At 59.0% G+C, this 25,721-nt stretch carries 22 protein-coding genes and 1 pseudogene; 16 read left to right on the forward strand and 7 right to left on the reverse strand.

The features are described from left to right. Window positions 1–11: 11 nt before the first annotated feature. Window positions 12–1,451: an aldehyde dehydrogenase gene (gene aldA / locus AB8W27_RS09625; RefSeq protein ID WP_041923595.1), complete on the forward strand. Its 1,440-nt coding sequence runs from the start codon at window positions 12–14 to the stop codon at window positions 1,449–1,451. A gap of 33 nt (window positions 1,452–1,484) precedes the next feature. Here the strand turns inward: aldA and AB8W27_RS09630 are convergent, their stop codons facing one another. Then, complete coding sequence (locus tag AB8W27_RS09630) at window positions 1,485–2,405, reverse strand: alpha/beta hydrolase (RefSeq protein WP_015741371.1); 921 nt, start codon at window positions 2,403–2,405, stop codon at window positions 1,485–1,487. A 102-nt stretch (window positions 2,406–2,507) separates the two neighbouring features. Here AB8W27_RS09630 and cybB point away from each other — a divergent pair, with 102 nt between their 5' ends. Together cybB and AB8W27_RS09640 are read left to right on the forward strand one after the other, a co-directional pair. Next, window positions 2,508–3,038: a cytochrome b561 gene (gene cybB, locus AB8W27_RS09635; protein WP_041923594.1), complete on the forward strand. Its 531-nt coding sequence runs from the start codon at window positions 2,508–2,510 to the stop codon at window positions 3,036–3,038. Window positions 3,039–3,202: 164 nt separating this feature from the next. Further along, on the forward strand, window positions 3,203–4,528 hold the full coding sequence (locus tag AB8W27_RS09640; protein ID WP_041923593.1) for an MFS transporter: 1,326 nt from the start codon (window positions 3,203–3,205) through the stop codon (window positions 4,526–4,528). 21 nt (window positions 4,529–4,549) lie between these two features. On the opposite strand, the gene AB8W27_RS09645 is transcribed toward AB8W27_RS09640, so the two are convergent. Beyond that, window positions 4,550–4,909, reverse strand: coding sequence for a hypothetical protein (locus AB8W27_RS09645; protein ID WP_015741368.1), 360 nt, complete (start codon window positions 4,907–4,909; stop codon window positions 4,550–4,552). Between the two features lie 352 nt (window positions 4,910–5,261). On the opposite strand from AB8W27_RS09645, the gene AB8W27_RS09650 reads away from it, so the two are divergent. After that, entirely contained in the window at window positions 5,262–5,369 is a 108-nt protein-coding gene (locus tag AB8W27_RS09650; protein ID WP_015741367.1) for a DUF2188 domain-containing protein, read from the forward strand. A 384-nt stretch (window positions 5,370–5,753) separates the two neighbouring features. On the opposite strand, the gene AB8W27_RS09655 is transcribed toward AB8W27_RS09650, so the two are convergent. After that, complete coding sequence (locus tag AB8W27_RS09655; protein WP_015741364.1) at window positions 5,754–6,236, reverse strand: DUF2778 domain-containing protein; 483 nt, start codon at window positions 6,234–6,236, stop codon at window positions 5,754–5,756. Between the two features lie 366 nt (window positions 6,237–6,602). Here AB8W27_RS09655 and AB8W27_RS09660 point away from each other — a divergent pair, with 366 nt between their 5' ends. From AB8W27_RS09660 to AB8W27_RS09675, 4 genes are all read left to right on the forward strand, one after another. Continuing rightward, window positions 6,603–6,878, forward strand: coding sequence for a metal/formaldehyde-sensitive transcriptional repressor (locus tag AB8W27_RS09660; protein ID WP_015741363.1), 276 nt, complete (start codon window positions 6,603–6,605; stop codon window positions 6,876–6,878). A 31-nt stretch (window positions 6,879–6,909) separates the two neighbouring features. After that, window positions 6,910–8,028 (forward strand): S-(hydroxymethyl)glutathione dehydrogenase/class III alcohol dehydrogenase, encoded by a 1,119-nt coding sequence (locus AB8W27_RS09665; RefSeq protein WP_015741362.1) that lies wholly within the window; start codon window positions 6,910–6,912, stop codon window positions 8,026–8,028. Between the two features lie 173 nt (window positions 8,029–8,201). Continuing rightward, window positions 8,202–9,899: a methyl-accepting chemotaxis protein gene (locus tag AB8W27_RS09670; protein ID WP_015741361.1), complete on the forward strand. Its 1,698-nt coding sequence runs from the start codon at window positions 8,202–8,204 to the stop codon at window positions 9,897–9,899. A gap of 196 nt (window positions 9,900–10,095) precedes the next feature. Further along, complete coding sequence (locus AB8W27_RS09675; protein ID WP_007761620.1) at window positions 10,096–10,596, forward strand: ferritin-like domain-containing protein; 501 nt, start codon at window positions 10,096–10,098, stop codon at window positions 10,594–10,596. 120 nt (window positions 10,597–10,716) lie between these two features. On the opposite strand, the gene AB8W27_RS09680 is transcribed toward AB8W27_RS09675, so the two are convergent. Both AB8W27_RS09680 and AB8W27_RS09685 read right to left on the reverse strand, forming a co-directional pair. Then, complete coding sequence (locus AB8W27_RS09680) at window positions 10,717–11,784, reverse strand: alkene reductase (RefSeq protein WP_041923592.1); 1,068 nt, start codon at window positions 11,782–11,784, stop codon at window positions 10,717–10,719. Window positions 11,785–11,902: 118 nt separating this feature from the next. Then, entirely contained in the window at window positions 11,903–12,826 is a 924-nt protein-coding gene (locus AB8W27_RS09685; protein ID WP_007761614.1) for a LysR substrate-binding domain-containing protein, read from the reverse strand. Window positions 12,827–13,180: 354 nt separating this feature from the next. Between AB8W27_RS09685 and AB8W27_RS09690 the strand changes: the two genes are divergently transcribed. From AB8W27_RS09690 to rimL, 4 genes are all read left to right on the forward strand, one after another. Then, entirely contained in the window at window positions 13,181–14,524 is a 1,344-nt protein-coding gene (locus AB8W27_RS09690) for a VOC family protein (RefSeq protein ID WP_041923591.1), read from the forward strand. A 58-nt stretch (window positions 14,525–14,582) separates the two neighbouring features. Then, on the forward strand, window positions 14,583–16,079 hold the full coding sequence (locus tag AB8W27_RS09695) for a carboxylesterase/lipase family protein (protein WP_369833011.1): 1,497 nt from the start codon (window positions 14,583–14,585) through the stop codon (window positions 16,077–16,079). Between the two features lie 560 nt (window positions 16,080–16,639). Beyond that, complete coding sequence (locus tag AB8W27_RS09700; RefSeq protein ID WP_041923589.1) at window positions 16,640–18,295, forward strand: glucan biosynthesis protein D; 1,656 nt, start codon at window positions 16,640–16,642, stop codon at window positions 18,293–18,295. Window positions 18,296–18,459: 164 nt separating this feature from the next. Next, window positions 18,460–19,029 (forward strand): 50S ribosomal protein L7/L12-serine acetyltransferase, encoded by a 570-nt coding sequence (rimL, locus tag AB8W27_RS09705; RefSeq protein ID WP_015741355.1) that lies wholly within the window; start codon window positions 18,460–18,462, stop codon window positions 19,027–19,029. Here rimL and ydcK read toward each other — a convergent pair. Further along, window positions 19,026–20,006: a YdcK family protein gene (ydcK, locus tag AB8W27_RS09710; RefSeq protein ID WP_041923588.1), complete on the reverse strand. Its 981-nt coding sequence runs from the start codon at window positions 20,004–20,006 to the stop codon at window positions 19,026–19,028. The two genes, rimL and ydcK, sit on opposite strands and share 4 nt — an antisense overlap. Before the next feature lie 159 nt (window positions 20,007–20,165). Here ydcK and tehB point away from each other — a divergent pair, with 159 nt between their 5' ends. Then, the gene (gene tehB / locus AB8W27_RS09715; protein WP_041923587.1) at window positions 20,166–20,759 is read left to right on the forward strand and encodes a tellurite resistance methyltransferase TehB; all 594 of its coding nucleotides are present in this window, start codon (window positions 20,166–20,168) and stop codon (window positions 20,757–20,759) included. A 217-nt stretch (window positions 20,760–20,976) separates the two neighbouring features. Continuing rightward, window positions 20,977–21,644: pseudogene (locus AB8W27_RS09720) on the forward strand (DUF3313 domain-containing protein). A 31-nt stretch (window positions 21,645–21,675) separates the two neighbouring features. Here the strand turns inward: AB8W27_RS09720 and AB8W27_RS09725 are convergent. Next, window positions 21,676–22,839 (reverse strand): benzoate/H(+) symporter BenE family transporter, encoded by a 1,164-nt coding sequence (locus tag AB8W27_RS09725; RefSeq protein ID WP_041923585.1) that lies wholly within the window; start codon window positions 22,837–22,839, stop codon window positions 21,676–21,678. A gap of 94 nt (window positions 22,840–22,933) precedes the next feature. Between AB8W27_RS09725 and AB8W27_RS09730 the strand changes: the two genes are divergently transcribed. Next, a complete protein-coding gene (locus AB8W27_RS09730; RefSeq protein WP_041923584.1) occupies window positions 22,934–23,464 on the forward strand; it encodes a helix-turn-helix domain-containing protein in 531 nt (176 codons plus the stop codon). A 235-nt stretch (window positions 23,465–23,699) separates the two neighbouring features. Continuing rightward, window positions 23,700–25,664 (forward strand): U32 family peptidase, encoded by a 1,965-nt coding sequence (locus AB8W27_RS09735; RefSeq protein ID WP_015741348.1) that lies wholly within the window; start codon window positions 23,700–23,702, stop codon window positions 25,662–25,664. The last annotated feature ends 57 nt before the right edge of the window (window positions 25,665–25,721 follow it).

Here is a 25,721-nt window from a genome sequence, read left to right on the forward strand (position 1 = left end):
AGGAGCACGCAATGACAGCACCCGTACAACATCCGATGTATATCGACGGTCAGTTCGTTCAGTGGCAGGGCGAGACGTGGATCGACGTGGTCAACCCCGCCACGGAGGCGGTGCTCTCCCGTATCCCGGACGGAACGGCAGAGGATGCGGGCCGCGCCATTGATGCCGCCGCCCGCGCGCAGGAAAACTGGGAAGCGCTGCCCGCCATCGAGCGCGCCGGGTGGCTGCGTAAAATCGCTGCGGGCATTCGCGAAAAAGCGGCGGAGATCAGCGCGCTTATCGTGGCGGAAGGCGGTAAAACGCAGCAGCTTGCGAGCGTTGAAGTCAACTTCACGGCGGATTACATCGACTATATGGCCGAGTGGGCGCGCCGTTATGAAGGCGAAATCCTGCAAAGCGACCGGCCGGGTGAGAACATTCTCGTCTTTAAACGCGCGCTTGGCGTCACCACCGGCATTCTCCCGTGGAATTTCCCGTTCTTCCTGATTGCCCGCAAGCTGGCGCCTGCGCTCATCACCGGCAACACCATTGTGATCAAACCGAGCGAATTCACGCCGAATAACGCCATCGCGTTTGCGCAGATCGTACACGAGGTAGGGCTGCCGGCGGGCGTCTTTAACCTGGTGTTCGGGCGCGGCGAAACCGTCGGCCAGGCGCTGGCGGGTAACCCGAAGGTGGCGCTGGTGAGCATGACCGGCAGCGTCGGCGCGGGCGAGAAAATCATGGCGGCGGCTGCGAAAAACATCACCAAAGTCTGTCTGGAGCTCGGCGGCAAAGCGCCCGCCATCGTGATGGACGATGCGGATGTACCGCTTGCGGTAAAAGCGATTGTCGATTCGCGCGTGATTAACACCGGGCAGGTCTGTAACTGCGCCGAGCGCGTCTATGTGCAGAAGGGTATTTACGATCGCTTTGTGAGCGCCCTTGGCGAGGCGCTAAGCGCCGTGAAATTCGGCGATCCGGGGGCACGCGATGATATCGCCATGGGCCCGCTGATTAACGCGGCTGCGCTGGCGCGCGTGAAGGAAAAAGTGGCGCGTGCGGTCAGCGAAGGCGCGACGGTAGTGCTCGGCGGCAAGGCGGTGGAGGGCAAGGGGTATTTTTATCCGCCGACGCTGCTGGTGGATGTGCGCCAGGAGATGAGCATCATGCACGAAGAGACGTTCGGCCCGGTACTGCCGGTCGTCACGTTCGATACGCTGGAGGACGCCCTTGCGATGGCGAATGACAGCGAGTACGGCCTGACGTCGTCGATTTATACGCAGTCGCTCGCCACCGCCATGAAAGCGATTAAAGGTCTGAAGTTCGGCGAAACCTATATCAACCGCGAGAACTTCGAAGCGATGCAGGGGTTCCATGCGGGCTGGCGCAAATCCGGCATCGGCGGGGCGGATGGCAAACACGGTCTGCATGAATACCTGCAAACCCAGGTCGTTTATCTGCAAAGCTAAAAGTGCAGGGCCGCTCACGGGCGGCCCGCTGCGTTACTGTTTGCTCTCGATCCAGTTCATCAGCAGCGTCGGCCAGACGTGCGCAGGCAGCCCCAGCGCATCGCGAATGCCGAACCCGTGTTGCCCCTGTTCAAAAAGATGCATCTCTACCGGCACGCCCTGCGCGTGCAGCGCGTTAAACATCAGCAGGCTGTTTTCCACTTTTACCGCCGGGTCATCCACCGCGTGCAGAAGAAACGTGGGCGGCGTGCTGGCGTTAACCGCCCTTTGCGGCGAGTAGCGGCAGATAGCGGCGTCATCCGGCGCTGTGCCTGTCAGCGCCTCCCGCGAGCCGGGGTGCGCCACCGGCTCCTCCATCGTCATCACCGGGTAGGCCAGCCCCATAAACGCCGGGCGGGCGCTGAACGCGTCGGTTTCATCCAGCGGCGCGTACACCGCATCGTTCCAGCGCGTGCCGAGGCTTGCGGCAGCGTGACCGCCTGCGGAAAAACCCAGCACGCCGAGTTTATCCGGGTCGAGCTGCCAGCGCGTCGCCTGGGCGCGGATAAGCCGCATGGCGCGCTGGAGATCGGCGAGCGGGGCGTCGGCGCCTTCGGCATGGCCGTCACCGGGCAGGCGATAGGTCATCACAAACAGCGTATAGCCGCGATCGTTAAACTCAGGGGCCAGCGCGCTGCCTTCTTTATCCAGCACCACGCGGCGGTACGAGCCGCCGGGCGTCACCAGAATGCCGATGCCGTTAGGATTTTCCGGCGCGTAAACCACAATGCGCGGCGCGCGTATGCCGGTGACAGAGCGGTCGAGTTCGCTTGCGCCAGTCAGGCGCTCCTCAAGGGTAAACACCGCCGGGCTTTGACGCGCGCCCGGCGCCTCGTCCTGCGGCCAGACGGAGAGTTCGCGGCTGCGCGCAACCGCCTCGCGCATACGGGTCAACAGAGCGTCGTGGGCGTTCATACTCTCTCCTTTAATTTGTTTTGCGGTGGCATGAAAACTAATGAATATTTCATCTTCAGCCGTTATCCTGGTGTTTTCGTTGCGTTTAATCAGGATAGTCTTATGCGCAGTAAATACACCTCATTGCAAATCACGCTTCACTGGCTGGTATTTTTTCTGGTGGTTATGGCTTACGCGGCGATGGAACTGCGTGGGCTGGTGCCGCGACCTCTCGGGCGGCTGTTTATCTGGACGCACTTTAGCTGCGGCATCGCGATTCTGGTGCTGATGGTCACACGCCTGCTGGTGCGCATGAAATACCCCGCGCCGCCCATCGTGCCGAAACCGCGCGCGATGTATATCGGGCTTTCCCATCTGGTGCATCTGGTCATCTATCTGATGTTTATCGGTCTGCCGCTGCTCGGCATCGTTGCCAAATATTATGGCGGCAGTGACTGGTATGCCTTTGGCATCAGGATGCCGGTCGCCGCCGAGCCGGATGAAGACAGCGAAATGCAGTTGCGCGCTATTCACGCCTTTATCGCGAATCTCAGCTACTTTGTCATAGGGCTTCATGCGGCTGCGGCGCTCGTGCATCACTATTTCTGGAAAGACAACACGCTGCTGCGCATGATGCCGGGTAAGCGCGATTAACGCGCGCCGAAATGTGATCTTTCCGGCTTTTTACGCGGCGCTGCGTGGCGGAGCTCACATTTTAAGCGGCGCAACGTGGGCGGTCTGACAACGGCGGCTTATAGATCTATATCTATTATAGAAACACTCGCGCGATTGTCACCGCGCCAGCCGGGAGAGACAGCATGACGCAGTCAGTGCAACGTGAAGCGACAAGGGCAGACGTGGACGACCAGGCGCAACTGGCGCGTAAACTACGCAAGGTACTGCTGGCGACCGGCGTCGGCCATTTTGTTGAATGGTTCGATTTCGGGCTCTACGGCACGCTGGCGGCCATTATCGGGATGCAGTTTTTCCAGACCGGCGACCCGGCGGCGGCGCTGCTCTCGTCCTTCGCGGTGTTCGGCGCGGGCTTTATTATGCGCCCGCTCGGCGGGCTCTATTTCGGCTCGCTTGGCGACCGCATCGGCCGCAAGCGCGTGCTGGCGACGGTCATTCTGCTCACCTCCGGCGCCACCTTCATCATGGGCCTCTTGCCGACGTATCATCAGATTGGCCTGCTGGCGCCTGCGCTGCTGGTGCTCACCCGTCTGGTGCAGGGTTTTGCGGCAGGCGGCGAAACGTCCGGCGCGACCACATTCCTCGCCGAATACGCGCCGGTGGATAAGCGCGGTTACTTCACCTGCTGGATCGATAACTTCGGCTTTATGGCTTTCGTGGCGGGCTCTGGGCTGGTGTTTCTGCTGACCGCCAGTCTTGGCGAAACCGCGATGAACGACTGGGGCTGGCGCATTCCGTTCTTGATCGCCGGGCCGCTCGGCTGGGTGGGGCTTTACCTGCGAACGCACCTTGAAGACACGCCGGAATTCCAGGCGGCGGCGAAAGCGGGCACGACACAGGCCGCGCCGCTGCGCAGTACGCTTAAAAGCGCCCGCGGCGCGCTGCTGTTCTGCGTCGGGTTTGTGGTTATCAAAGCGGTCGGGCACTGGATGCTGCAAACCTTTATGCCGGGCTATCTGATAACGCAGATGCACTTCAGCAAGCTCGATGCCTACGCGATCACCACCATCGGCCTGTTCGGCATTGCGGTACTGGTGCCGTTTATGGGCTGGCTCTCTGACCGCTATGGACGCAGGCCGTTGATGCTCGCGGGCTGCGGCGGATTTATCCTCTTTACCTACCCGGCGCTGATGGTAATGGCGAATGGCAATATGCTCTCCGCGGTGCTGGCGATGTTGCTGCTGGGCGCGTTTATCGCCGCCTTTGACGGGGCGTGCAGCGCGGCGATGGCGGAGCTGTTTCCGACGAGCGTGCGCTACGGCGGGCTGTCTGTCGCCTATAACCTCTCGGTCGCCTTTTTCGGCGGCATCACGCCGTGGTTCTCGGCGTTTCTTATCGCCTCCACCGGCAATCTTTTCTCACCCGCGTTTTATGTCATGGGCGCGGCGCTGATCACCTTTATTACCGTGATGCGCGCGAAAGAAACCGCCGGGTTGCCGCTGCGCCGCTAAACTCCAGCGCTTCGGCCGGTTTTATTCCCGAAACACGGGAAGATCCACCGGCCAGGCGTTGCGCAGGCTCAGAAGCCGGCAGTGGACGAACCTGGCTTCGCGTTGATACCAGAAGCCGAACGACTGCGTCATCTGGTCGTACACCATCCGATCCAGATTCGCGAACGGAAAGACCATTAAACTTCCCCGCTGCGTGCGGCCGCCGCCGGTTTCAAAATGATCCCGGCCCCAGGCCTCCTGCGTGTGTGCATAGCGGTGCAGTATCACTTCAATCGTCTCTCTGCCGGGGCAGCGCAGCATTAACACACTGTTGTTAACATCGAGGGCGAAAGCGAAGGGGGGGAAGATCGCGAGTAAAACCACTAACAATAACGTTTTCATACCAGTCCTGTCCTTTACAGGGCGGCAGTTATGTCATCCTGCGAAGGCGTTGGTATTGAGATATATCATGCTGTTAGTTTGGTTGAGGGCTATATATACAACTGGTGAATGATTTGTAGACAGATAAGCAGTTTATGAATTTACTGGTGATAAAAACATCTTTGCTATCATTAATTTCGTCTTACCAGGTCTTATAGATTCGCAGCTACAAAATCGTATCTGTGTACGATAAGTCAAATACGGCAGAAAAAATAAACCCGTAAAGACAAGATCGATTCCACAAACTGCTCACGCCGTTTTAAATAAAATCTTATGGCTATGTAAGTCTATGAATAATTGCAGGAGGGTTTATATGGATAACTATCACATCACAAAAGAGGGTGATAAGTGGAAACTACAAAAAGAGGGTAATACGAAGCCGAGCAAAACTGCTGACACTAAAGTGAAATGCTTGGGATAACTCAGGAGGTTATGGATGATAAAAAAGCATCAGTCAAAATTCATACATCAGATGGTAGAATTCCGGAAGAAAGAACTTATCCCAGGAAGGATGATCCCAAAACGTCGAAAGGGTAGAGTAGACATAGCCGCCTTAGTAGCGGCTATATTTTTAAAGTTCACCTGCGTCTAATGAAACGTAACAGAAGATAAAGCACAAACGAACTGATGACTATGGCAAAGCAGGTAAAAAAATATAAAATAAAGTCCATTACGCTTTCATCACCGTAATTCCCTATACTCTCTGCAAGGGCATACTGAGCAGTTGCTGGTATGAAAAAGTACATGCTTTTCAAGCTTGTAATAAATATGATGAACCATATAAAGAGGATTAATAAATATTTCATCAGTAAACCTGTACAACCCCATGCGCTATTAAATAATTTCCTATGTATTGTCCGCTTGTTCGGAGAATAGCTCTGGCAAGTATATCAAAATCTTGCTGATTATAAAGCGTAATACAGCCTTTGCTTAAACCACTTGGACCAATAGGATGGAGACGAAACATTCCTCTAAGCACGCCATTGATGAATGTGCTATCATCAATTTCCCCATCGTCGCGGTACAGGGCAAACCAAGTACTGCGGTCCGAACCAGTAATAAAAGCATTAGCATCATCCCTGAATCGGGCAAAGGTACCACCCCTCCCACGTAAAATAATATAGTAACGCCCACATGGTAAGGGGCCAATATCTTTTAGCTCCGTTTTATTTGGGTTATTAGTAGCAGAACCATTACCAGAAAAGGCTGAGAAAAAACCGACGCCTGGACAAGAAAGCGTACCATTACTTTTTCCATTAAGATGGAAAGTGCACCGTAGTAGATCCATTACCATCACTCCATGTGAATGTGCTATTCAAATCCATATTATTTTTTTCTTTTACAGTGAGTTGGTGCCTTTTCTACAGTTGTTAACCCGTATCAATATTTCAAAAGCACAAAAATCCTGTAAAGATAATGCCAATAAAATGGCGCTTATACCGTATGTTGTTTTGATTTATTGTGCCTTATTCTTCTTAAAATCAATGCGTTGGATGATGTTAATTGTATTCATTCGTCTGCTCAATTATCTGCCAGGGGATATGTTTGGTTCTGGTTATCTGCCAGCAAAAACATACCGCCTGCAAATGACCGTTTGCAGAGGCGTACACGTTTCTATACCATACCCCCCTATAGTATCCATGAAGCCAAAACCATGCCGCATTCTCCTGAGGACAAAAAGCGCATCCTGACCCGCGTACGCCGCATTCGCGGCCAGGCGGAGGCGCTGGAGCGCGCGCTGGAGGCGGGCGAACCCTGTCTCCATATTCTCCAGCAAATCGCCGCCGTACGCGGCGCCGCCAACGGCCTGATGGGCGAAATGGTGGAAATTCACTTAAAAGATGAGCTGGTCAGCGGCGACACCACGCCGGAGCAGCGCGCGCAACGGATGACGGAAATCGGTCAGCTTTTGCGCGCTTATCTAAAATAACTATGACGACTCACTACAACGGAAGGACATTATGAAATCACGTGCAGCAGTCGCATTTGGCCCAGGCAAACCGCTGGAAATCGTAGAGATTGACGTCGCGCCGCCGAAAAAGGGCGAAGTGCTGGTCAAAATCACCCACACCGGCGTGTGCCACACCGATGCGTTCACGCTCTCCGGCGACGATCCGGAAGGCGTATTCCCGGCGGTGCTCGGCCATGAAGGCGGCGGCGTGGTCGTGGAAGTGGGCGAGGGCGTCACCAGCCTGAAGCCGGGCGACCATGTGATCCCGCTCTATACCGCTGAGTGCGGCGAGTGCAAATTCTGTAAATCCGGCAAAACCAACCTCTGCCAGGCCGTGCGCGCCACCCAGGGCAAAGGCCTGATGCCGGACGGCACCACCCGTTTCTCTTACAACGGCGAGCCGGTTTATCACTACATGGGCACCAGCACCTTCAGCGAATACACCGTCTGCGCGGAAATTTCGCTGGCGAAAGTGAACCCGCAGGCGCCGCTCGATAAAGTCTGTCTGCTGGGCTGCGGCGTCACCACCGGCATCGGCGCGGTGCATAACACCGCCAAAGTGAAAGAGGGCGACACCGTTGCCGTGTTCGGCCTCGGCGGTATTGGCCTCGCGGTCATTCAGGGCGCGGTCCAGGCGAAAGCCGGGCGTATTCTGGCGGTCGACACCAACCCGGAAAAATTCAAGCTGGCGGGTGAAATGGGCGCGACCGATTTCGTTAACCCGAAAGATTACGACAAGCCGATTCAGGACGTTATCGTTGAGATGACCGATGGCGGCGTTGATTTCAGCTTCGAGTGCATCGGCAATGTAAACGTGATGCGCGCGGCGCTGGAATGCTGCCATAAAGGCTGGGGTGAAAGCGTTATCATCGGCGTGGCGGGCGCAGGCCAGGAGATCAAAACGCGTCCGTTCCAGCTGGTGACAGGCCGCGTCTGGCGCGGGTCGGCGTTCGGCGGCGTGAAAGGGCGCACCCAGCTGCCGGGCATGGTGGAAGACGCGATGGCGGGCAAGATTCGCCTCGATCCTTTCATCACGCACCGCCTGCCGCTTGAGCAGATTAACGAGGCGTTTGACCTGATGCACGAAGGCAAATCGATCCGCACCGTTATCCACTTCGGCGACAAATAACCTTATCTGCCAGCGGCTTACCTGCTGCTGGCACCTTCACTTTCCCCGACTTTAGCCCCTCTTTTCGAATCTGTGAGCCAGGTATCGCTTTTAAAGGTAAGCGTTTACGCAAAACTGCCGATGTCCTAAAGGCAAGACTATTTTTGCATCTTACCCAAAGGGAAATCGTGGCCATGAAAAAAACAACAACCCGTGATTCCGGGGCGCTAAGCTTCTGGCATCACATTCGGCTTGTCCCGCTGTTCTCCGTCATCCTGGGAGGGATTCTGGTGTTGTTCGCGCTTTGCGGCGGGCTGGCAGGATACTTCCTTATGCAGGGCGACAGCGCGCTTAACAACGTAACGCAAGAGATACAGATCCGCAGTGGGCTTGCGGATAGCGCCAACCAGCTTCGCACGGCGCGTATCAATATGATCCACGCAGGCGCGGCCAGCCGCGTCGCGGAGATGGACGCGATGAAGCGCAACATCGCCGATGCGGAAAAAGCGATAGCGCAGGCCAATGTCGGTTTTAAACAGTATGTGGATCGCGAGTCGCATGCGGAGTCAGAAGCGGCGCTCGACAGCGAGCTGAAAGCCCGTTACGACGCCTACATCAGCGGCCTGACGCCGATGCTGAAATATGCCAAAAACGGCATGTTCGAAGCGATTATCGAGCATGAAAACGAAACGGCACGCAAGCTTGACGACGACTATAACCAGGTACTGGCGAAAGCGCTGGCGAGCCGCACCGAGCGTGTTGAGCAACTGCGTAGCGACGCCAGCACCCGCACCCACTTCAGCCTGATGGTGATGGTCGCCGCGTTCGCGGTCGCGCTGGTCATGACGCTCCTGACCTTCGTGGTGCTCCGTCGCGTGGTTATCGTTCCGCTGCAACATGCGGCGACGCGCATTGAAACTATCGCCAGCGGCGATCTGACGCTGCCGGAAGAGGCGACAGGGCGCAGCGAAATCGGCCGCCTGAGCCAGCATCTGCAAATGATGCAGCGGTCGCTGGTGAAAACCGTCAGCGCCGTGCGCGAAGGCGCGCAGGCTATCTACCAGGGCACCAGCGAAATCTCCGCAGGCAACACCGATCTCTCTTCGCGCACCGAGCAGCAGGCCGCCGCGCTGGAGCAGACCGCCGCCAGCATGGAACAGCTGACCGCCACCGTGAAACAGAACGCCGACAACGCTCACCATGCCAGCAAACTGGCGCAGGATGCTTCCGGTAAAGCCACCACCGGCGGGCAGATTGTCTCCGGCGTGGTGACCACAATGGGCAACATCTCCAGCAGCTCGAAGAAAATCTCGGAAATCACGGCGGTGATTAACAGCATCGCCTTCCAGACCAACATCCTCGCGCTTAACGCCGCGGTGGAAGCGGCCCGCGCGGGCGAACAGGGCCGCGGCTTCGCGGTCGTCGCCAGCGAAGTGCGCACGCTCGCCAGCCGCAGCGCCCAGGCGGCGAAAGAGATTGAAGGGCTTATCAGCGAATCGGTGGCGCTTATCGATCGCGGCTCCAGCGAAGTCGTCAATGCCGGGGATACTATGAAAGGCATCGTCGAGGCGGTGAAACGCCTGACCGATATCATGCTGGAGATCGCGGCGGCGTCTGACGAACAGCGTCAGGGCATTGAGCAGGTGGCGCAGGCCATCGCGGAAATGGACAACGTGACGCAGCAGAACGCCTCGCTGGTGGAAGAAGCGTCCTCAGCGGCGGTCTCGCTCGAAGAGCAGGCGGGTCGCCTGACGCAGGCGGTTGGCACCTTCCGCTTAAGCGCCGCCTCCGCAGCGCGTAAAAACGAGCCGCAACCGCCTGCCGCCCAGCCGCTGGCACCCATCGTGCCGCGCGCGGCGCTCGCACAGAGCGACCACTGGGAAACCTTCTGATCTATCAAGGGCAGCGCAGCCTGCCCCTCGCTCTACTCTTAGCCCGACCTTTGCCGCTCCCGTGAGCGGCTTTTTTTTGGCGCATCGTTTTCGGATTATGCTGTATCACTTTTCGCGTTTGCCGCCTGGCTTATTTCCGTATTCGTTGTCCATGCTTAAAGGGCTTTGTTTTTGACAACCCTAATGGAGGCACGAGATGCAGATCAAAACCGCTCAGGATCTTTTTGTACATCTACTTTCAGACACCTATAGCGCCGAGAAACAGCTGACCCGCGCTCTGCCGAAGCTGGCCCGCGCCGCATCCGATGAAAAGCTGGCCGCGGCATTCCGCGCTCACCTCGAGGAAACCCGGGGCCAGATTGAACGCATCGACCAGGTGGTGGAAAGCGTGCCTGAGCTTAAACTGCGCCGCATCAAATGCGTGGCGATGGAAGGGCTGATTGAAGAAGGCCAGGAAGTGATTGACGAAATCGAGCAAGGCCCGGTACGCGACGCTGGTCTTATCGCCGCCGCACAGAAAGTGGAGCACTATGAAATCGCCGCTTACGGCACGCTCTGCACCCTGGCAGAACAGTTAGGCTACAAAGACGCGAAGAAACTGCTGGCAGCCACGCTTGAGGAGGAGAAATCCACCGACGGCAAGCTGACCACTATCGCAGAAACCGCGGTCAACGCGAAAGCATCCAAAGCGGCGTAACCCCGCTTACCCGCGCTTTACCCTCAAAGCGCGACACGCCCAACCCCCGGCTTGCCGGGGGTTTTTTTATGGCATAACAAAAGAAAAGGGCGCCGTAGCGCCCTGGCGCTGGCGGGTTTGTTACTGCGCGCTATCGTCGAGGAACGGATAGTCGGTATAACCGGTCGCGCCTTCGGCGTAGATGGTTGCGTCATTCAGCGGGTTGTAAGGCCCGTTTCTGCGAAAACGCTCCACCAGATCGGGGTTGGCGATATAGAGCTTGCCGAACGCCGCCGCGTCCGCTTCGCCGCTGGCAATCACGGCCTCGGCGCTCTCTTTAGTCAGCCCTTCGTTGGCAATCCACGCGCCGGTGAATTTATGGCGGATCTGCGGCCCGACGCGGTTGGGCGTATCCAGCGCCTCACGCGAGAAGATAAACGCCAGGCGGCGCAGGTTTAACTGCTCCAGCACGTAGCCGAACATCGCCACCGGGTTGGAGTCGTGCATCGAGTAGGAGTTAGACATCAGGTTGAGGTGCACCCCGACGCGGTCGGCAGGCCATTCGGTCAGCAGCGCGTCCACCGTTTCCAGCAGGAAGCGCGCGCGGTTTTCAATGCTCCCGCCGTATTGATCGGTGCGCTGGTTGGAGCCGTCATGCAGGAACTGATCAAACAGATACCCATTCGCGGCGTGGATCTCCACGGCGTCAAAGCCCGCGCGTTTGGCGTTAATCGCCGCGCGGCGGAAATCTTCCACGATGCCCGGGATCTCATGGGTTTCAAGCGCGCGAGGGGTGCCGTAAGGGCGTTTCGGGCGCACCGTCGTCACGTGGCCTTCCGGGGCGATAGCGCTCGGCGCGACCGGCTTCTCGCCGTTCAGAAAGACCGGGTCGGAGACGCGGCCCACGTGCCAGAGTTGCAGCACCATTCTTCCGCCCGCCTGATGCACCGCATCAACGATCTCGCGCCAGGCGCCGACCTGTTTTTCAGACCAGATCCCCGGCGTGTTCGGGTAGCCGACGCCCTGCGGCGTCACGGAGGTGGCTTCGGTGAAGATAAGCCCGGCGCTGGCGCGCTGCGTGTAGTACGTTTTGACTATTTCGCCCGGCGTGCGCTCGTCCACCGCGCGCATGCGCGTGAGCGGCGCCATCACGACGCGATTTTTTAACTCCAGCGCGCCAATGTTTACCGGTTCTAACAGCGTTGACATAACAGAACTCCCGTCAGGATGAAGGCGTATCTGTCATTTAAACGATATCACGCGCCGGATGGCAAGCCTGGAGGCTTATTACTTTTCACGCTAACTAATGCCGCGACGCGCTTTCCACTCAGTTGAGCATCGATTTGCGAAGCGACGACAGCAGCGCCCGCGCGCCCTGAGAGAGCGGGGCGTCGACGCGGGTCAGAATGCCGATAGGCTCGCCGGGGCCAGGGATAGCGATGGGCAGCGCCGTCAGCGTCCCCTGACGTAAATCTTCTTTGACCGCGCCCGAGGGCACAAACCAGACATAGTTATAGTCGACCGTTAACTGGCGCGAGAGCGACGCCGAGAGCGTCTCAATACAGGTGGCGGGAAGCTGGCACCCCTGGCTTGCCAGCAGCGTTTCGGCGTTATCGCGGGGCACCGTGCCTTTGGGCGACACCACCACCGGCCACTCCATGACGCGGCTCAGGGTGACGTTATCCTGCAACAGCGGGTGCCCGGGGCGCACCACCAGCTTCAGGGATTCCATAAACAGCAGTTCGTAATTCAGCCCGTTCATCAGTTCCGGATCGGACATCCGGCCCACGCCGAGATCCAGCTCGCCTGATTTCAGGCCCGCCAGCAGCATGGTGTTATTCATGATGGCCACCTGCAGCGTGATATCGCTTTGCTGCTTGTGAAAAGGGCCAATGACCGCAGGCAGTACGCCGAGCGCGGCCGTGGGCAGCGCGCCGATACGCACGACATCGCAGCCTTCTTCCGGCTTGCGGTTCAGCGCCTGGCCGGCGTGATTGAGCGCGTCGAGCACGTTCACCGCGTGGGTGAGAAACTGCTCGCCAAGCAGCGTGAGCTGAGCGCCGAGGCGGCCGCGTTCAAACAGCCGCGCGCCGGTGAGCTGCTCCAGCTCGTTGAGCGTTTTGGAGAGCGCAGGCTGGCTGAGATTAAGGGTTTCCGCCGCGCGCCCGAGAGTGCCCTGCTGAGCGACGGCGACGAATGTATGCAAATGGCGCAAGCGAATGCGCTGGGAGAACAAACCGTTTTTTTCCATAGCTGATGTTAAAAACAGAGCGGGAGCCGTGACAAGATAACTTGTTTAATTTTGATAACTTGATAGCAAAATAATATTAACAAAACAGATAAATATGCAACATCATCCTCCGGCGGACTGCGAATATTTTAATGTGCAGATCGGCCAGACGATTTTCATATGACAGGGTGTAAACCAGACGGCTGGCGGGGGCCGGAGTAAACGCGCGGTTCCCGGTTGTTTTGCCATGCGTTTTGCCGGACGTGCGGCGCCGGATGGCTTGTTACGTTTTGGATCACAAATTGTAAATTCTTCACCGCTGATAGTGCCGCGATTCTCTACAATCTCAGCAATATTCACTGGAGGCACGACACCATGGCGAACAGCATCACGGCAGATGAGATTCGGGAACATTTTTCGCAGGCCATGTCGGCCATGTACCAGGAAGAAGTGCCGCAGTACGGCACATTGCTGGAACTGGTGGCCGACGTGAACCTGGGCGTACTGGAAAGCCACCCGCAGCTGCATGAGCAGCTTGCCAACGCCGATGAGCTGGCGCGGCTTAACGTCGAGCGCCACGGGGCGATTCGCGTCGGCACCGCCAGCGAGCTGGCGACGCTCCGACGGATTTTCGCCATTATGGGGATGCACCCGGTCAGCTATTACGATCTCTCCCAGGCGGGGGTGCCGGTGCACTCGACGGCGTTTCGCCCGGTGGATGACGTGGCGCTGGCGCGTAACCCGTTTCGCATTTTTACTTCACTGCTGCGCCTTGAGCTTATCGAAGACGAAAAGCTGCGCAAGCGCGCCGCCACGGTGCTCTCCCGGCGCGATATCTTCACCCGTCGCTGCTATGAGTTGCTGAACATTTACGACGAGCAGGGCGCATTTAACGCCGATCAGGCCGAGGAGTTCGTGCGCGAGGCGCTGGAAACGTTCCGCTGGCACAGCCATGCGACGGTGGACGCCGCCACCTATCAGGCGCTCCATGATGAGCACCGGCTGATTGCCGATGTGGTGTGCTTTCGCGGCTGCCACATCAATCACCTCACGCCCCGCACGCTGGATATCGACCGCGTGCAGTCGCTGATGCCGGAATATGGCATTGAGCCGAAAGCCGTTATCGAAGGGCCGCCGCGCCGTGAATTTCCCATTCTGCTGCGCCAGACCAGCTTTAAAGCGCTGGAGGAGCCGATTCGCTTTGGCGGCGACAGCCCCGGCACCCACACCGCGCGCTTCGGTGAAATCGAACAGCGCGGCATGGCGCTGACGCCCAAAGGCCGCGCGCTCTACGACGAACTGCTGGCGACGGCGGGGAGCGGCAAGGATAACCTGACGCATCAGCTGAAATTACAGGAGGCGTTCAGCCGCTTCCCGGACAGCGATACGCTGCTGCGCCGCCAGGGGCTGGCCTATTTCCGCTACCGCCTGACGCCGGTCGGCGAAACGCACCGTCAGGCTATTCGTCCCGGCGACGATCCGCAGACGCTTATTGAGCGCGGCTGGCTGGTGGCGCAGCCGATTATCTATGAAGATTTTCTGCCGGTCAGCGCGGCGGGGATTTTCCAGTCCAATCTCGGCGAGGACGCGCGGGCCCGTCGCCACGGCAACGCCAGCCGCGATACCTTCGAAGCGGCGCTCGGTTGTCCGGTGCTGGATGAGTTCACGCTCTATCAGGAGGCGGAAGATCGCAGCAAACGACGTTGCGGTCTGCTCTGAAACGGCTACGCTCCCAGGATTGCCGTTTAAAAAAGGAAGAGGTATGTGCAACCTGGAAATGCCGATAGTTACTACCACGCACGGCGACGTGCGCGGATGTACAGAAAAGGATATCGCCGTGTGGCGGGGCATCCCGTATGCCGCGCCGCCGGTCGACGAGCGCCGCTGGCGCGCGCCGCAGCCGCTGGCTGCCTGGCAGGGCGTGCGCGACGCGACTGTCTTTTCCGCTGCCAGCTGGCAGAACGCCGGATTTTGCCGCGAGCTTGCCGGAGGCGATCCGGGCGCGTTCAGCGAAGATTGTCTTTATCTCAACGTCTGGGCGCCGGTGGCGCGCGATGCGCCGCTGCCGGTGATGGTCTGGCTGCATGGCGGCGGCTTTACGCTTGGCGCGGGCAGCCTGCCGCCCTATGACGGCCAGGCGCTGGCGCGTCGCGGCGTGGTGGTGGTGACGGTGAACTACCGGCTCGGGCATCTTGGCTTTTTCGCCCATCCGGCGCTGGAAGACGAAGACGCCGCCGGGCCGGTTTATAACTTTGCGCTGCTCGATCAAATCGCTGCGCTGCGCTGGGTACAGGACAACATTGCCGCCTTTGGCGGCGATCGTGACAACGTCACGCTTTTTGGCGAATCCGCCGGGGCGCGCAGCGTGCTGTCGCTGATGGCTTCACCGCTTGCGAAAGGGCTGTTCCATAAAGCGATTATCCAGAGCGGCTACACGCTGCCCGATATCCCGCGCCGCAAAGCGCTGCTTAATGGCGCGGCGCTCACCCGCCACTTAGGTCTTAAAGCGCCTACCGCCGCCGATCTGCGCGCGCTGCCCGCCGATACCTTCTGGCAGCTCACCGCGCCTTATGTCACCGGGCCTGCGCCGATTGCGGGCGATATTGTGCTGCCGGAGCCGATGCTGGAAACCTTTTTCGCCGCGCGCCAGCATCCGATGCCGGTGATGGTCGGCAGTAACAGCGACGAGGCCAGCGTGCTGGCCTATTTCGGCGTTAATCTGGAAGAGCAGATCCGCAAGCTGCGCCGTGAACGGCGCTTCGGGCTCGGGCTTATCCGGTTGTTGTACCCTGGCGTGCGCGGCGACCGGGAGCTGGGGCGCCAGGTCTGCCGCGATATGGCGTTTACCACACTCGGCTTTGTGGTGATGCAGGCGCAAAGCCGACGCGGCGTGCCGTGCTGGCGCTACTGGTTTGATTACGTGGCTGAAGGCGAACGGGAGACGTTCGCCAATGGCGCCTGGCACGGCAATGAAGTGCCTTATGTGTTTGATAATCTGGGGCAGGTCGAGCCGCTGAAAGATTACGCCACGGCGGCGGATTATACCTTCGCCGGGCAGGTGGCGGACTACTGGGTCAGCTTTGCAAAACACGCCAGCGCGCAAAGCCAGGCGCTCGACGGCCCGGTGCGCTGGCTCGCCTGCGTGCGCGGACGCGACCGCCTGCTGCGTATAGGGCTTAACAAAAAAGCGGGGTGGCGACTGGAAAATCGCTTTATGCGCGCGCGTCTCGCGCTCTTTAAGCGGGTAATGCGCTATCACGTGACGCTGGACTAAGCGCGTAAAAAAACAAAACCCCGCGCGGTGGCGTGGGGTGATGGTGGTGTTTCCCGAAAAGAACCCGGCGAAGCCGGGCCACCTTGAGCTATCATCATTAAAATTAGGGTGTCGACCGACGGTTTTGTATCGTGCTGTTGTCGGCCCCTCCCACAGGGAGGAATATAGGCATATACAGGGGCCTGAACGGCGTGACGCCGCCAGTCTCTGCGATGCCAGAAACTATCCTGTCCCGGTGCGGCTGGCAAGATGGGCCGTCATCGTTTTTTGTGATGGTTCTCGCGAATCCCTCTGAAACCCGCTACGCTGCGCGGTTTTACCCGGTGCGCATAAAGTAACCTGTTGATTTTACGGCCACCCGCGCCGCCGCGCCTGACATAAATTCACCCATCCTTCGTCATCTATTGACTTGAAAAATAAGAAATTATTTAATTTTTCCACCGCCTGTTGGCTTCATCCTGAATTTTGTCTAGAGTGAGCGGTCATATTGCTTGTAACATTTGCCGCCGCCAGGCTTCGGCCTTGCGAAATACCTCGACAAAAAAGGACGGTTTTCAGGCATGAACCGCAGACGTTTTATCAAGGCCTCGTTGGCCCTCGCCGCGGCATGCGGCACTCCAGGTCTCGCCACGCTTTTCTCCCGCAACGCCTGGGCGCAGGAGTCCGATATCGCGGACGGCCAGACGCGCGCCTTTGATTTCAGCGTGTTACAGGCTATGGCCGCCGAGCTCTCGCAAAAACCGTGGGGCGGCGCGCCGCGACCGCTGCCCGATACGCTCGCAAAGCTCACCCCGCAGGCCTATAACAGCATCCAGTATGACGCCGGACATTCCCTGTGGAATAACATCGAGGGCCGCCAGCTCGACGTGCAGTTTTTCCACGTCGGCATGGGCTTTCGCCGCCGGGTGCGGATGTTCTCGCTCGATCCGGCGACCCGCCAGGCCCGCGAAGTGCATTTCCGCCCTGAGCTCTTTAACTACCATGACGCGGGCGTCGATACCCGCCAGCTGGAAGGGCAGACCGATCTCGGCTTCGCCGGTTTTCGCGCGTTCAAAGCGCCGGAGCTGGCGCGTCGCGATATCGTCTCTTTCCTCGGCGCGAGCTATTTCCGCGCGGTAGACAGCACCTTCCAGTACGGGCTGTCGGCCCGCGGGCTGGCGGTCGATACGTTTACCGATACGCCGGAAGAGTTCCCGGATTTCACCGCCTTCTGGTTTGAAACCCCGAAAGCGCAGGACACCACGTTTATCGCTTACGCGCTGCTGGACAGCCCGAGCGTGACCGGCGCGTATAAGTTCATCATTCATTGCGAATCGAGCCAGGTGATCATGGAAGTGGAAAACTTCCTGTTCGCGCGCAAAGATATCAAACAGCTCGGCATCGCGCCGATGACCAGTATGTTCAGCTGCGGCAACAACGAACGCCGCATGTGCGACACCATTCACCCGCAAATCCACGACTCCGACCGCCTGGCGATGTGGCGCGGCAACGGCGAGTGGGTGTGCCGCCCGCTCAATAACCCGCAGCGCCTGCAATTTAATGCGTTCGCGGATGAAAACCCGAAAGGGTTTGGCCTGTTGCAGACCGACCATAAATTCGAGAGCTACCAGGACGTCATGGGCTGGTATAACAAGCGCCCGAGCCTGTGGGTGGAGCCGCGCAACCGCTGGGGGAAAGGCACCGTCTCGCTGATGGAAATCCCGACCACCGGGGAAACGCTGGATAACATCGTCTGCTTCTGGCAGCCGGAAAAACCGATCCGCGCCGGGGATAAGCTTAACTTCCAGTATCGTCTCTACTGGAGCGCCGACGCGCCGGTACGCACGCCGCTGGCGCGCGTTTACGCCACCCGCACCGGGATGGGCAGTTTCCCGGAAGGCTGGGCGCCGGGCGAGAACTTCCCGGCGCAGTGGTCGCGCCGCGTCGCCGTGGATTTCGTGGGCGGCGATCTTAAAGGTGCCGCGCCGCGCGGCATCGAGCCGGTGATTACGCTCTCCAGCGGCGAGGCGAAACAGGTAGAGATCCTCTACGTCGAGCCGTTTGACGGCTATCGCATCCAGTTCGACTGGTATCCGACGTCCGACTCCGTCGACCCGGTCGAGATGCGCATGTTCCTGCGCTGTCAGGGCGAGGCCATCAGCGAAACCTGGCTGTGGCAGTATTTCCCGCCCGCGCCGGATAAACGCAAATATGTCGACGATCGGCAGATGCGCTAAACCGCCGCCCGCGAGCCCCGTTTCGACGGGGCTTTTTTATGGGCGCGATGCGCAAAAGACGAGAGACAGGCTGGTGTTTGCGCACAACCCCGCCGATTCCGGCAGTGTTTTTACGCGGCCCGCTGTGATACCTCTAGAGACTTACACACCAGAAGGAGACTCACGTGCAAAACGCCACCAGCGCTACCTTTCAGGACGAGAGGCTTATCGTTAACGACAATCTTGAACTGCATTCTGTTCATGAACGGTTTACCGGGCCGCTGTTCTCACTGGTGCAGCGCAATAAAGACTGGCTGCAAAAATCGATGAACTGGCCGCAATACGTCAACAAAATCGAAGACACGCGCCAAACCATTCAGGGCAACGTGATGTTGCACCATCGCGGCTACGCGAAAATGTTTATGATTTTGCTGGATGGCGAAATGGTGGGCGTGCTGTCGTTTAACCAGATTGAGCCGACCAACAAAACGGGGTATATCGGCTACTGGCTGGATGAGCAGCACCAGGGGCAGGGGATTATCTCCGGCGCGCTGCAAACGATGATGGCGCACTACGCGCAGACCGGCGAGGTGCGGCGTTTTGTCATTAAATGCATCGTCACCAACGAGGCGAGCAACCGCGTGGCGCAGCGCAACGGCTTTACGCTGGAAGGCCGGTTAAAAGAGGCCGAATACCTGAACGGCCAGTTCTACGACCAGCATATCTACGGGCGCATTATCGACGCGGATGCTTAAACCAGGCCCGGAAGGGGCGTGCGCTGAATGTGTTCGTCACCCCCCAGCGTCTTAAAACCGCACAACCGGATGGTTTCGCCAGGCGGCGCTTCGATGATGACGTCATCGTTCACCGTCACGCTGTCTTCAAGGATGACGTCGCCGCTTATCCGCGCCCGTCCGGCGACCGTCACATGGTTATCGAGCCGCACCGGGCCGCCGGTGATCACCGCGTGTTCACCCACGCGCACGTGATGCCCCAGCAGGCAGTTGCCCTCAATAACCGCGTGGCCGGAGACCTGCGAACTGTAGCGCACCGTCGGCGAGGCGTTCTCCTCAACGCCCGCTACCAGCCGGGCGTTGCCATGGATTTTCGCGCAGTCGCACACCCAGACGTCGTTCTCTTCGTTGCCTTCGAGGATCGCGTGTTCAAACACTTCGGCGCGATGCTCGATAAACGCGTGCGTCACCAGCGCGTGACCGTAAATCTGGGCCTGATGCACCACCCGCGAGGCGCTGATCGTGGCGCTGCCGTAAATATGCAGCGCGCTGTCGCTGTCCGCCGTTAAGCCTTTCGCGCCGACCACCAGGCTGTTTTGCATCACCCGCGCGTCGCCGAACAGATGGCATTCGCCGCGCACCACCGAGCACTGCACCATCGCGCGGCCGCTGACGTGCGCGCCGTCGCTGATTTCCGCGGCATCAATCCAGGCATCGTCGCTGATCACCGCGTCATGATGAATCTCGCAGGTCTGGCTGATACGCGCGTTGCCGCGAATTTTCGCGCCGGCGAACACCACGCTGTTGTGGTCATACACCCAGCATGCGCCCTGCTGGCTAAGGTTTTCCTCGCTCTCCACCCAGCCGCCCGGCGTCCCGGCGCTCACGTCGGCGAAATCGCGCAGCGCGATAAGCTGGCGCAGCGTCACGGTGCACGGCTCGCCGTGGCGGGTGTAGCGAAAGACGCGCGTGGCTTCGCTGAGCTGGTATTTATTCATCAGGGTTTCCTTGTCAGAGACGATAAATTAACCGTAGCAAATTTTTACGCGCCGGGAAGGTGATAGCGTTCATGAGGGAAGTTTTATAAAATGCATGCAGAATATATCTTTGCTGCTCGCCGCCTGGCGGCACCGGCAGACACCTTTTAAGGAACCACGATGAACATTCGCGATGAAAATTACTTCACTGAAAAATATGGCCTGACGGCCACACACTCTGATGTCTTAAACGCCGTTAATTATGTCGAGCCGGGCCGCGCGCTGGATCTCGGCTGCGGCAACGGGCGCAACAGCCTTTATCTCGCCGCCCGTGGGTTTGACGTGACCGCGTGGGATAAAAACCCGGCGAGTATCGCGAATCTGGAGCGCATCGCGGCGGCGGAAGGGTTCAGTAACCTGCATATCGCGGTTAAAGATTTAAATACGCTGCGCTTTGACGGGGAGTATGACTTTATTCTCTCCACCGTGGTGATGATGTTTCTTGAGCGCGACACCATTGCAGGGCTTATCGATAATATGCAGCGCTGCACCGCGCCTGGCGGGTATAACCTGATTGTCGCGGCGATGGATACTGACGATTACCCGTGCACCGTTGGGTTTCCGTTTGCGTTCCGCGAAGGGGAACTGCGCCGCTATTATGAAGGCTGGGATCTGATTAAATACAATGAAGATGTCGGTCAGCTTCATAAAACCGACGCCAGCGGCAACCGCATTAGCTTACGTTTTGCGACCATGCTCGCGAAAAAACGTTAATGTGACTGGCTTTTTATGGAGCCGCCCGTAACGCGGCTCCGGATTAATGCCATTAATTTTTTTATATATTTTCATAATTAACATCAGCTTTATTTATTGTTCTAATCCGATTTTATGTCCCGGATCGCTTTTTCCTGTCATGTCGTCGTTTTTATGACTCTTTTTGTGCGCCCGTTTGCTATAAATTCTGTGCTCCCCCAATCACAGGTAACCTTCTATGCACAGCTCATCGGTATTTAAAGCTTCCGGCGTGGCGGCGCTATTGCTGCTGGCCGGCTGTTCCTCCAGCACCACCAAACCTGAACAATATTCCGGCTTCCTGAAAGACTATTCGGGGCTGGAGAAAGCCACCTCAGCCACCGGTAAACCGGTCATGCGCTGGGTCGCGCCGGGCTTCAAACTGAATAACTACGACTCTATCGTTTATAACTCTGTGGTGTATTACCCGGCGCCGAAACCGACCGGGCAGATAACCCAGCCGGTGCTGGACGGCCTGCTGAAATATACCAACGACAAGCTGAAAACCGCGGCGGCAAGCCGTAAGCCGCTGGTGACGACGCCTGGGCCGCGCAGCGTGATTTTCCGGGGGCTATCACCGCCGTCGACAGCAGCAAAGAGGGGCTGCAATTCTATGAAGTGCTGCCGATTGCGCTGGTGGTGGCTGGTACCCAGGTCGCGACAGGCCATCGCACCATGGACACCAGCCTGTTCTTTGAAGGCGAGCTGATTGACGCGGCGACGCAAAAAACGGTCGTCAAAGTGGTGCGTAAAGGCGAGGGGAAAGATCTCAGCAACGAGAAGACGCCGCTGACGGTCGACAACCTCAAACAGGTGATCGACGACATGGCGACCGATGCGCGCATGTTCGATCCCGCGCCGAAATAAACCGAACAGAGGGAGCCTGGCTCCCTCTTTTTTATCCCGCCCGGCGCGCCAGCAGCGCGTAGCTTATCCCGCCCGCTATCAGCCCCCAGAACGCCGACCCCACGCCCAGCAGCGTGACGCCGGACGCCGTCACCAGAAACGTAATCAGCGCCGCGTCGCGGGCGCGTTCATTCGCCAGCGCCTGATGCAGGCTGCCGCCAATGGTGCCGAGCAGCGCCAGCCCGGCGAGCGTTTGCAGCCACGGCAGCGGCAGGGCGGTCATCAGCGCGCCGACGGAGCCGCCGCACACGCCCGCCAGCAGATAAAACACGCCCGCTATTGCCGCCGCCATCCAGCGTTTGTCGCGGTCCGGGTGCGCCTCCGGGCTCTGGCAGATGGCTGCGGTGATGGCAGCGATGCAGATGGAAAAGACGCCGAAGGGCGCAAGGATAAGCGCCAGCAGGCCGGTCGCGACCATCAGCGGCGAGACCGGCACCCGGTAGCCGGAGGCCTGCAGCGTGGCGACGCCCGGCGCGTTCTGCGAGGCCATCGTCACCAGAAAGAAGGGCAGGCCGACGCCGAGCAGCGAAGAGAGGCTGAACGCGGGCGAGACAAACTCCGGCGGCGCGAAGTAAAAATGCAGTGCCGCCGTATTCACTTCGCCCTGTAACAGACAGACCGCCACCCCCGCCAGCAGCGCGGCCACCACGGCGTAGCGCGGCGCGAAGACTTTACAGAGCAGCCAGGCGCCCGTCATGGCGGCGCACAACGCAAAATGCCCCTCCAGCGTGCCGAACGCCTGTAGCCCGAAGCGCAGCAGAATGCCTGCCAGCATCGCGGCGGCAAGGCCCGGCGGGATAATTTTCATCAGGCGGGCGAACAGCCCGGTAGCGCCGCAGATGACGATAAGCGCCGAGGCGAAAATAAAAATGCCGACCGCCTCATGCAGATTGCTTCCCGCAAGCCCTGTCGCCAGCAGCGCCGCGCCGGGCGTCGACCAGGCGGTCAGCACCGGCGCGTGATACCACAGGCTTAGCGCGAGCGTGCTGACGCCCATGCCGATGCCGAGCATGGTCATCCAGCCCGCCGTTTGCGCGGGCGTGGCGCCTGCCGCGGCGGCGGCCTGCCAGATAATGGCGGCAGAGCTGGCGTAGCCCACCAGCACCGCCACAAAGCCCGCAATGACGGCAGGCGCCGGAGGAAGAGAAAAACGCATAAAAACTCCGCTGTGCGTTATAACGTCCACAGACTCTATCATCGTGCGCTATAACGCACAAGGCGCTATACTGGCCACTATTAAAGGAGAGCGTATGGATATTACCGCCCATCTCGCGCAGACGCTGAAAGCGCTGCGCCAGCAGAAAAACTGGAGCCTGACCCAGGCGGCGCAGGAAACCGGCGTGTCGAAAGCGATGCTCGGCCAGATAGAGCGCAACGAATCGAGCCCGACGGTCGCGACGCTGTGGAAAATCGCCACCGGTTTTAACGTGCCGTTTTCAGTGTTTATCACGCCGCCTGCGCCGGGCGCGCGCACGGTGTTTGACGCCCAACAGACGATGCTCGTGGAGCCGCTCTTTCCGTGGGATGAACAGTTGCGCTTCGATATGCTCGCCGTCACGCTCGCGCCCGGCGCGCAGAGCGACTCCACGCCGCATGAAAACGGCGTGACGGAGCATGTGGTGGTGATTGAGGGCGAGCTGGAGCTGCAGACGGACGGCGTCTGGCGGCGGCTCGGCCCCGGCGAAGGGCTGAAGTTTGCCGGCGACAGGCCGCACGCCTATCGCAACGCGACGCCGCTGCCGGTGCGCTTTCATTCGCTGATCCACTACCCGGCGCCATAAAAAAAACCGCAAGCGAGCTTGCGGTCAACGACAATCTACAACGACACGATGAAACTGAGGTGATAGGTCAGGAATACCGCCCCAGCGTATCCCTTGCAGCGCGCCGCGTGAAATAAACCTTTGTGCAATACTTTCCCGTAAAACGGCAAACCCGCGGCGGCGGCGTGAAAGAGTTCCCGAACGCACGGAATGTGACTACAATAGCCGCCTTTCAAATAACGGATAACGACGAATTATGCGCCTGCAATCGCATCACCTTGAACTGCTCAGCCCCGCCCGCGATACCGCTATCGCCCGCGAAGCCATTCTGCACGGCGCAGATGCAGTCTATATCGGCGGCCCCGGTTTCGGCGCCCGCCATAACGCCAGCAACAGCCTCCAGGACATCGCAGACCTGGTGCCGTTCGCCCATCGCTTCGGCGCGAAGGTGTTTATCACCCTCAACACCATTCTGCATGACGACGAGCTGGAGCCGGCCCGTAAGCTTATCGGCCAGCTTTATGACGCGGGCGTCGACGCCCTGATCGTGCAGGACATGGGTATTATGGAGCTGGATATTCCACCCATCGAGCTGCATGCCAGCACCCAGTGCGATATCCGCAGCGTCGAGAAAGCGAAGTTCCTCTCCGACGCCGGTTTCTCGCAAATCGTGCTGGCGCGCGAGCTGAATCTCAATCAGATCCGCGCCATTCATGAAAATACCGACGCCACCATCGAATTCTTTATTCATGGCGCGCTGTGCGTGGCCTATTCAGGCCAGTGCAATATCTCCCACGCCCAGACCGGGCGCAGCGCCAACCGCGGCGACTGCTCGCAGGCTTGCCGTCTGCCGTACACCCTGAAAGACGATCAGGGCCGCGTCGTGGCGTATGAAAAACACCTGCTGTCGATGAAAGACAACGATCAGACCGCCAACCTGGCGGCGCTGATCGACGCAGGCGTGCGCTCCTTCAAGATTGAAGGGCGCTACAAAGACATGAGTTACGTGAAAAACATCACGGCGCACTACCGTCAGATGCTCGATGCGATTATTGAGGATCGCGGCGATCTGGCGCGTTCTTCCGCGGGCAACACGGCGCACTATTTCGTGCCGTCCACCGAGAAGACCTTCCACCGCGGCAGCACCGATTACTTCGTGAACGCCCGTAAGATAGATATCGGCGCGTTCGATACCCCGACGTTTGTCGGTCTGCCGGTCGGCGAAGTGCTGAGCGTCGGCAAAGAGCATCTGGATGTGGAAGCCACCGAGCCGCTGGCGAACGGCGACGGGCTGAACGTCATGATCAAGCGCGACGTCGTGGGCTTTCGCGTCAATGTGGCGGAAAAAACCGGTGAAAACCGCTACCGCGTCTTCCCGAACGAGATGCCGGCGGCGCTGAAAACCCTGCGCCCGCGCCATAAGCTCAACCGCAACCTCGATCACAACTGGCAGCAGGCGCTGCTGAAAACCTCCAGCGAGCGCCGCATCGGGGTGGATATTGAACTCGGCGGCTGGCAGGAACAGCTGATCCTGACGCTAACCAGCGAAGACGGCGTCAGCGTGACGCATACGCTCGACGGGCAGTTCGACGAAGCCAATAACCCGGAAAAAGCGCTGACCAGCCTGAAAGAGGGCCTGGCGAAACTGGGGCAGACTATCTATTTCGCCCGCGACGTGCAGATTACGCTGCCGGGCGCATTGTTTGTGCCTAACAGCCAGCTCAACGCGTTTCGCCGTGAAGCGGTCGAGGCGCTGGATGCCGCGCGCCTGGCGAATTACCAGCGCGGCGCGCGCAAGCCGGTCTCCGTGCCGCCGCCGGTCTACCCGGAAACGCACCTGAGCTTCCTTGCGAACGTCTACAACCATAAGGCGCGTGAATTTTACCAGCGTTATGGCGTGCAGCTTATCGACGCCGCGTATGAGGCGCACGAGGAAAAAGGCGACGTGCCGGTGATGATCACCAAGCACTGCCTGCGCTTTGCCTTTAACCTCTGCCCGAAACAGGCGAAGGGCAACATCAAGAGCTGGAAGGCGACGCCGATGCAGCTGGTGCACGGCGACGAAGTGTTAACGCTACGTTTTGACTGCAAACCCTGTGAAATGCACGTGGTCGGCAAAATCAAAAACCATATCCTGAAAATGCCGCAGCCGGGCAGCGTGGTCGCCTCCATCAGCCCGGAAGATCTGCTGAAAACCCTGCCGAAACGTAAAAACGCCTGATAGATAGCCCATCCCTGAAAGCCAGAGCTTACGCTCTGGCTTTTTTTATCTTCATTC

It is taken from the genome of Cronobacter turicensis (genome assembly GCF_041222865.1).
Lineage (GTDB): Bacteria > Pseudomonadota > Gammaproteobacteria > Enterobacterales > Enterobacteriaceae > Cronobacter > Cronobacter turicensis.

Excerpts from the sequence above, each read along its gene's own strand:
- aldA (WP_041923595.1), top strand. The coding sequence starts at position 12 with ATGACAGCACCCGTACAACATCCGATGTATATCGACGGTCAGTTCGTT.
- AB8W27_RS09630 (WP_015741371.1), bottom strand. The coding sequence starts at position 2,405 with ATGAACGCCCACGACGCTCTGTTGACCCGTATGCGCGAGGCGGTTGCG.
- cybB (WP_041923594.1), top strand. The coding sequence starts at position 2,508 with ATGCGCAGTAAATACACCTCATTGCAAATCACGCTTCACTGGCTGGTA.
- AB8W27_RS09640 (WP_041923593.1), top strand. The coding sequence starts at position 3,203 with ATGACGCAGTCAGTGCAACGTGAAGCGACAAGGGCAGACGTGGACGAC.
- AB8W27_RS09645 (WP_015741368.1), bottom strand. The coding sequence starts at position 4,909 with ATGAAAACGTTATTGTTAGTGGTTTTACTCGCGATCTTCCCCCCCTTC.
- AB8W27_RS09650 (WP_015741367.1), top strand. The coding sequence starts at position 5,262 with ATGGATAACTATCACATCACAAAAGAGGGTGATAAGTGGAAACTACAA.
- AB8W27_RS09655 (WP_015741364.1), bottom strand. The coding sequence starts at position 6,236 with ATGGATCTACTACGGTGCACTTTCCATCTTAATGGAAAAAGTAATGGT.
- AB8W27_RS09660 (WP_015741363.1), top strand. The coding sequence starts at position 6,603 with ATGCCGCATTCTCCTGAGGACAAAAAGCGCATCCTGACCCGCGTACGC.
- AB8W27_RS09665 (WP_015741362.1), top strand. The coding sequence starts at position 6,910 with ATGAAATCACGTGCAGCAGTCGCATTTGGCCCAGGCAAACCGCTGGAA.
- AB8W27_RS09670 (WP_015741361.1), top strand. The coding sequence starts at position 8,202 with ATGAAAAAAACAACAACCCGTGATTCCGGGGCGCTAAGCTTCTGGCAT.
- AB8W27_RS09675 (WP_007761620.1), top strand. The coding sequence starts at position 10,096 with ATGCAGATCAAAACCGCTCAGGATCTTTTTGTACATCTACTTTCAGAC.
- AB8W27_RS09680 (WP_041923592.1), bottom strand. The coding sequence starts at position 11,784 with ATGTCAACGCTGTTAGAACCGGTAAACATTGGCGCGCTGGAGTTAAAA.
- AB8W27_RS09685 (WP_007761614.1), bottom strand. The coding sequence starts at position 12,826 with ATGGAAAAAAACGGTTTGTTCTCCCAGCGCATTCGCTTGCGCCATTTG.
- AB8W27_RS09690 (WP_041923591.1), top strand. The coding sequence starts at position 13,181 with ATGGCGAACAGCATCACGGCAGATGAGATTCGGGAACATTTTTCGCAG.
- AB8W27_RS09695 (WP_369833011.1), top strand. The coding sequence starts at position 14,583 with ATGCCGATAGTTACTACCACGCACGGCGACGTGCGCGGATGTACAGAA.
- AB8W27_RS09700 (WP_041923589.1), top strand. The coding sequence starts at position 16,640 with ATGAACCGCAGACGTTTTATCAAGGCCTCGTTGGCCCTCGCCGCGGCA.
- ydcK (WP_041923588.1), bottom strand. The coding sequence starts at position 20,006 with ATGAATAAATACCAGCTCAGCGAAGCCACGCGCGTCTTTCGCTACACC.
- tehB (WP_041923587.1), top strand. The coding sequence starts at position 20,166 with ATGAACATTCGCGATGAAAATTACTTCACTGAAAAATATGGCCTGACG.
- AB8W27_RS09725 (WP_041923585.1), bottom strand. The coding sequence starts at position 22,839 with ATGCGTTTTTCTCTTCCTCCGGCGCCTGCCGTCATTGCGGGCTTTGTG.
- AB8W27_RS09730 (WP_041923584.1), top strand. The coding sequence starts at position 22,934 with ATGGATATTACCGCCCATCTCGCGCAGACGCTGAAAGCGCTGCGCCAG.
- AB8W27_RS09735 (WP_015741348.1), top strand. The coding sequence starts at position 23,700 with ATGCGCCTGCAATCGCATCACCTTGAACTGCTCAGCCCCGCCCGCGAT.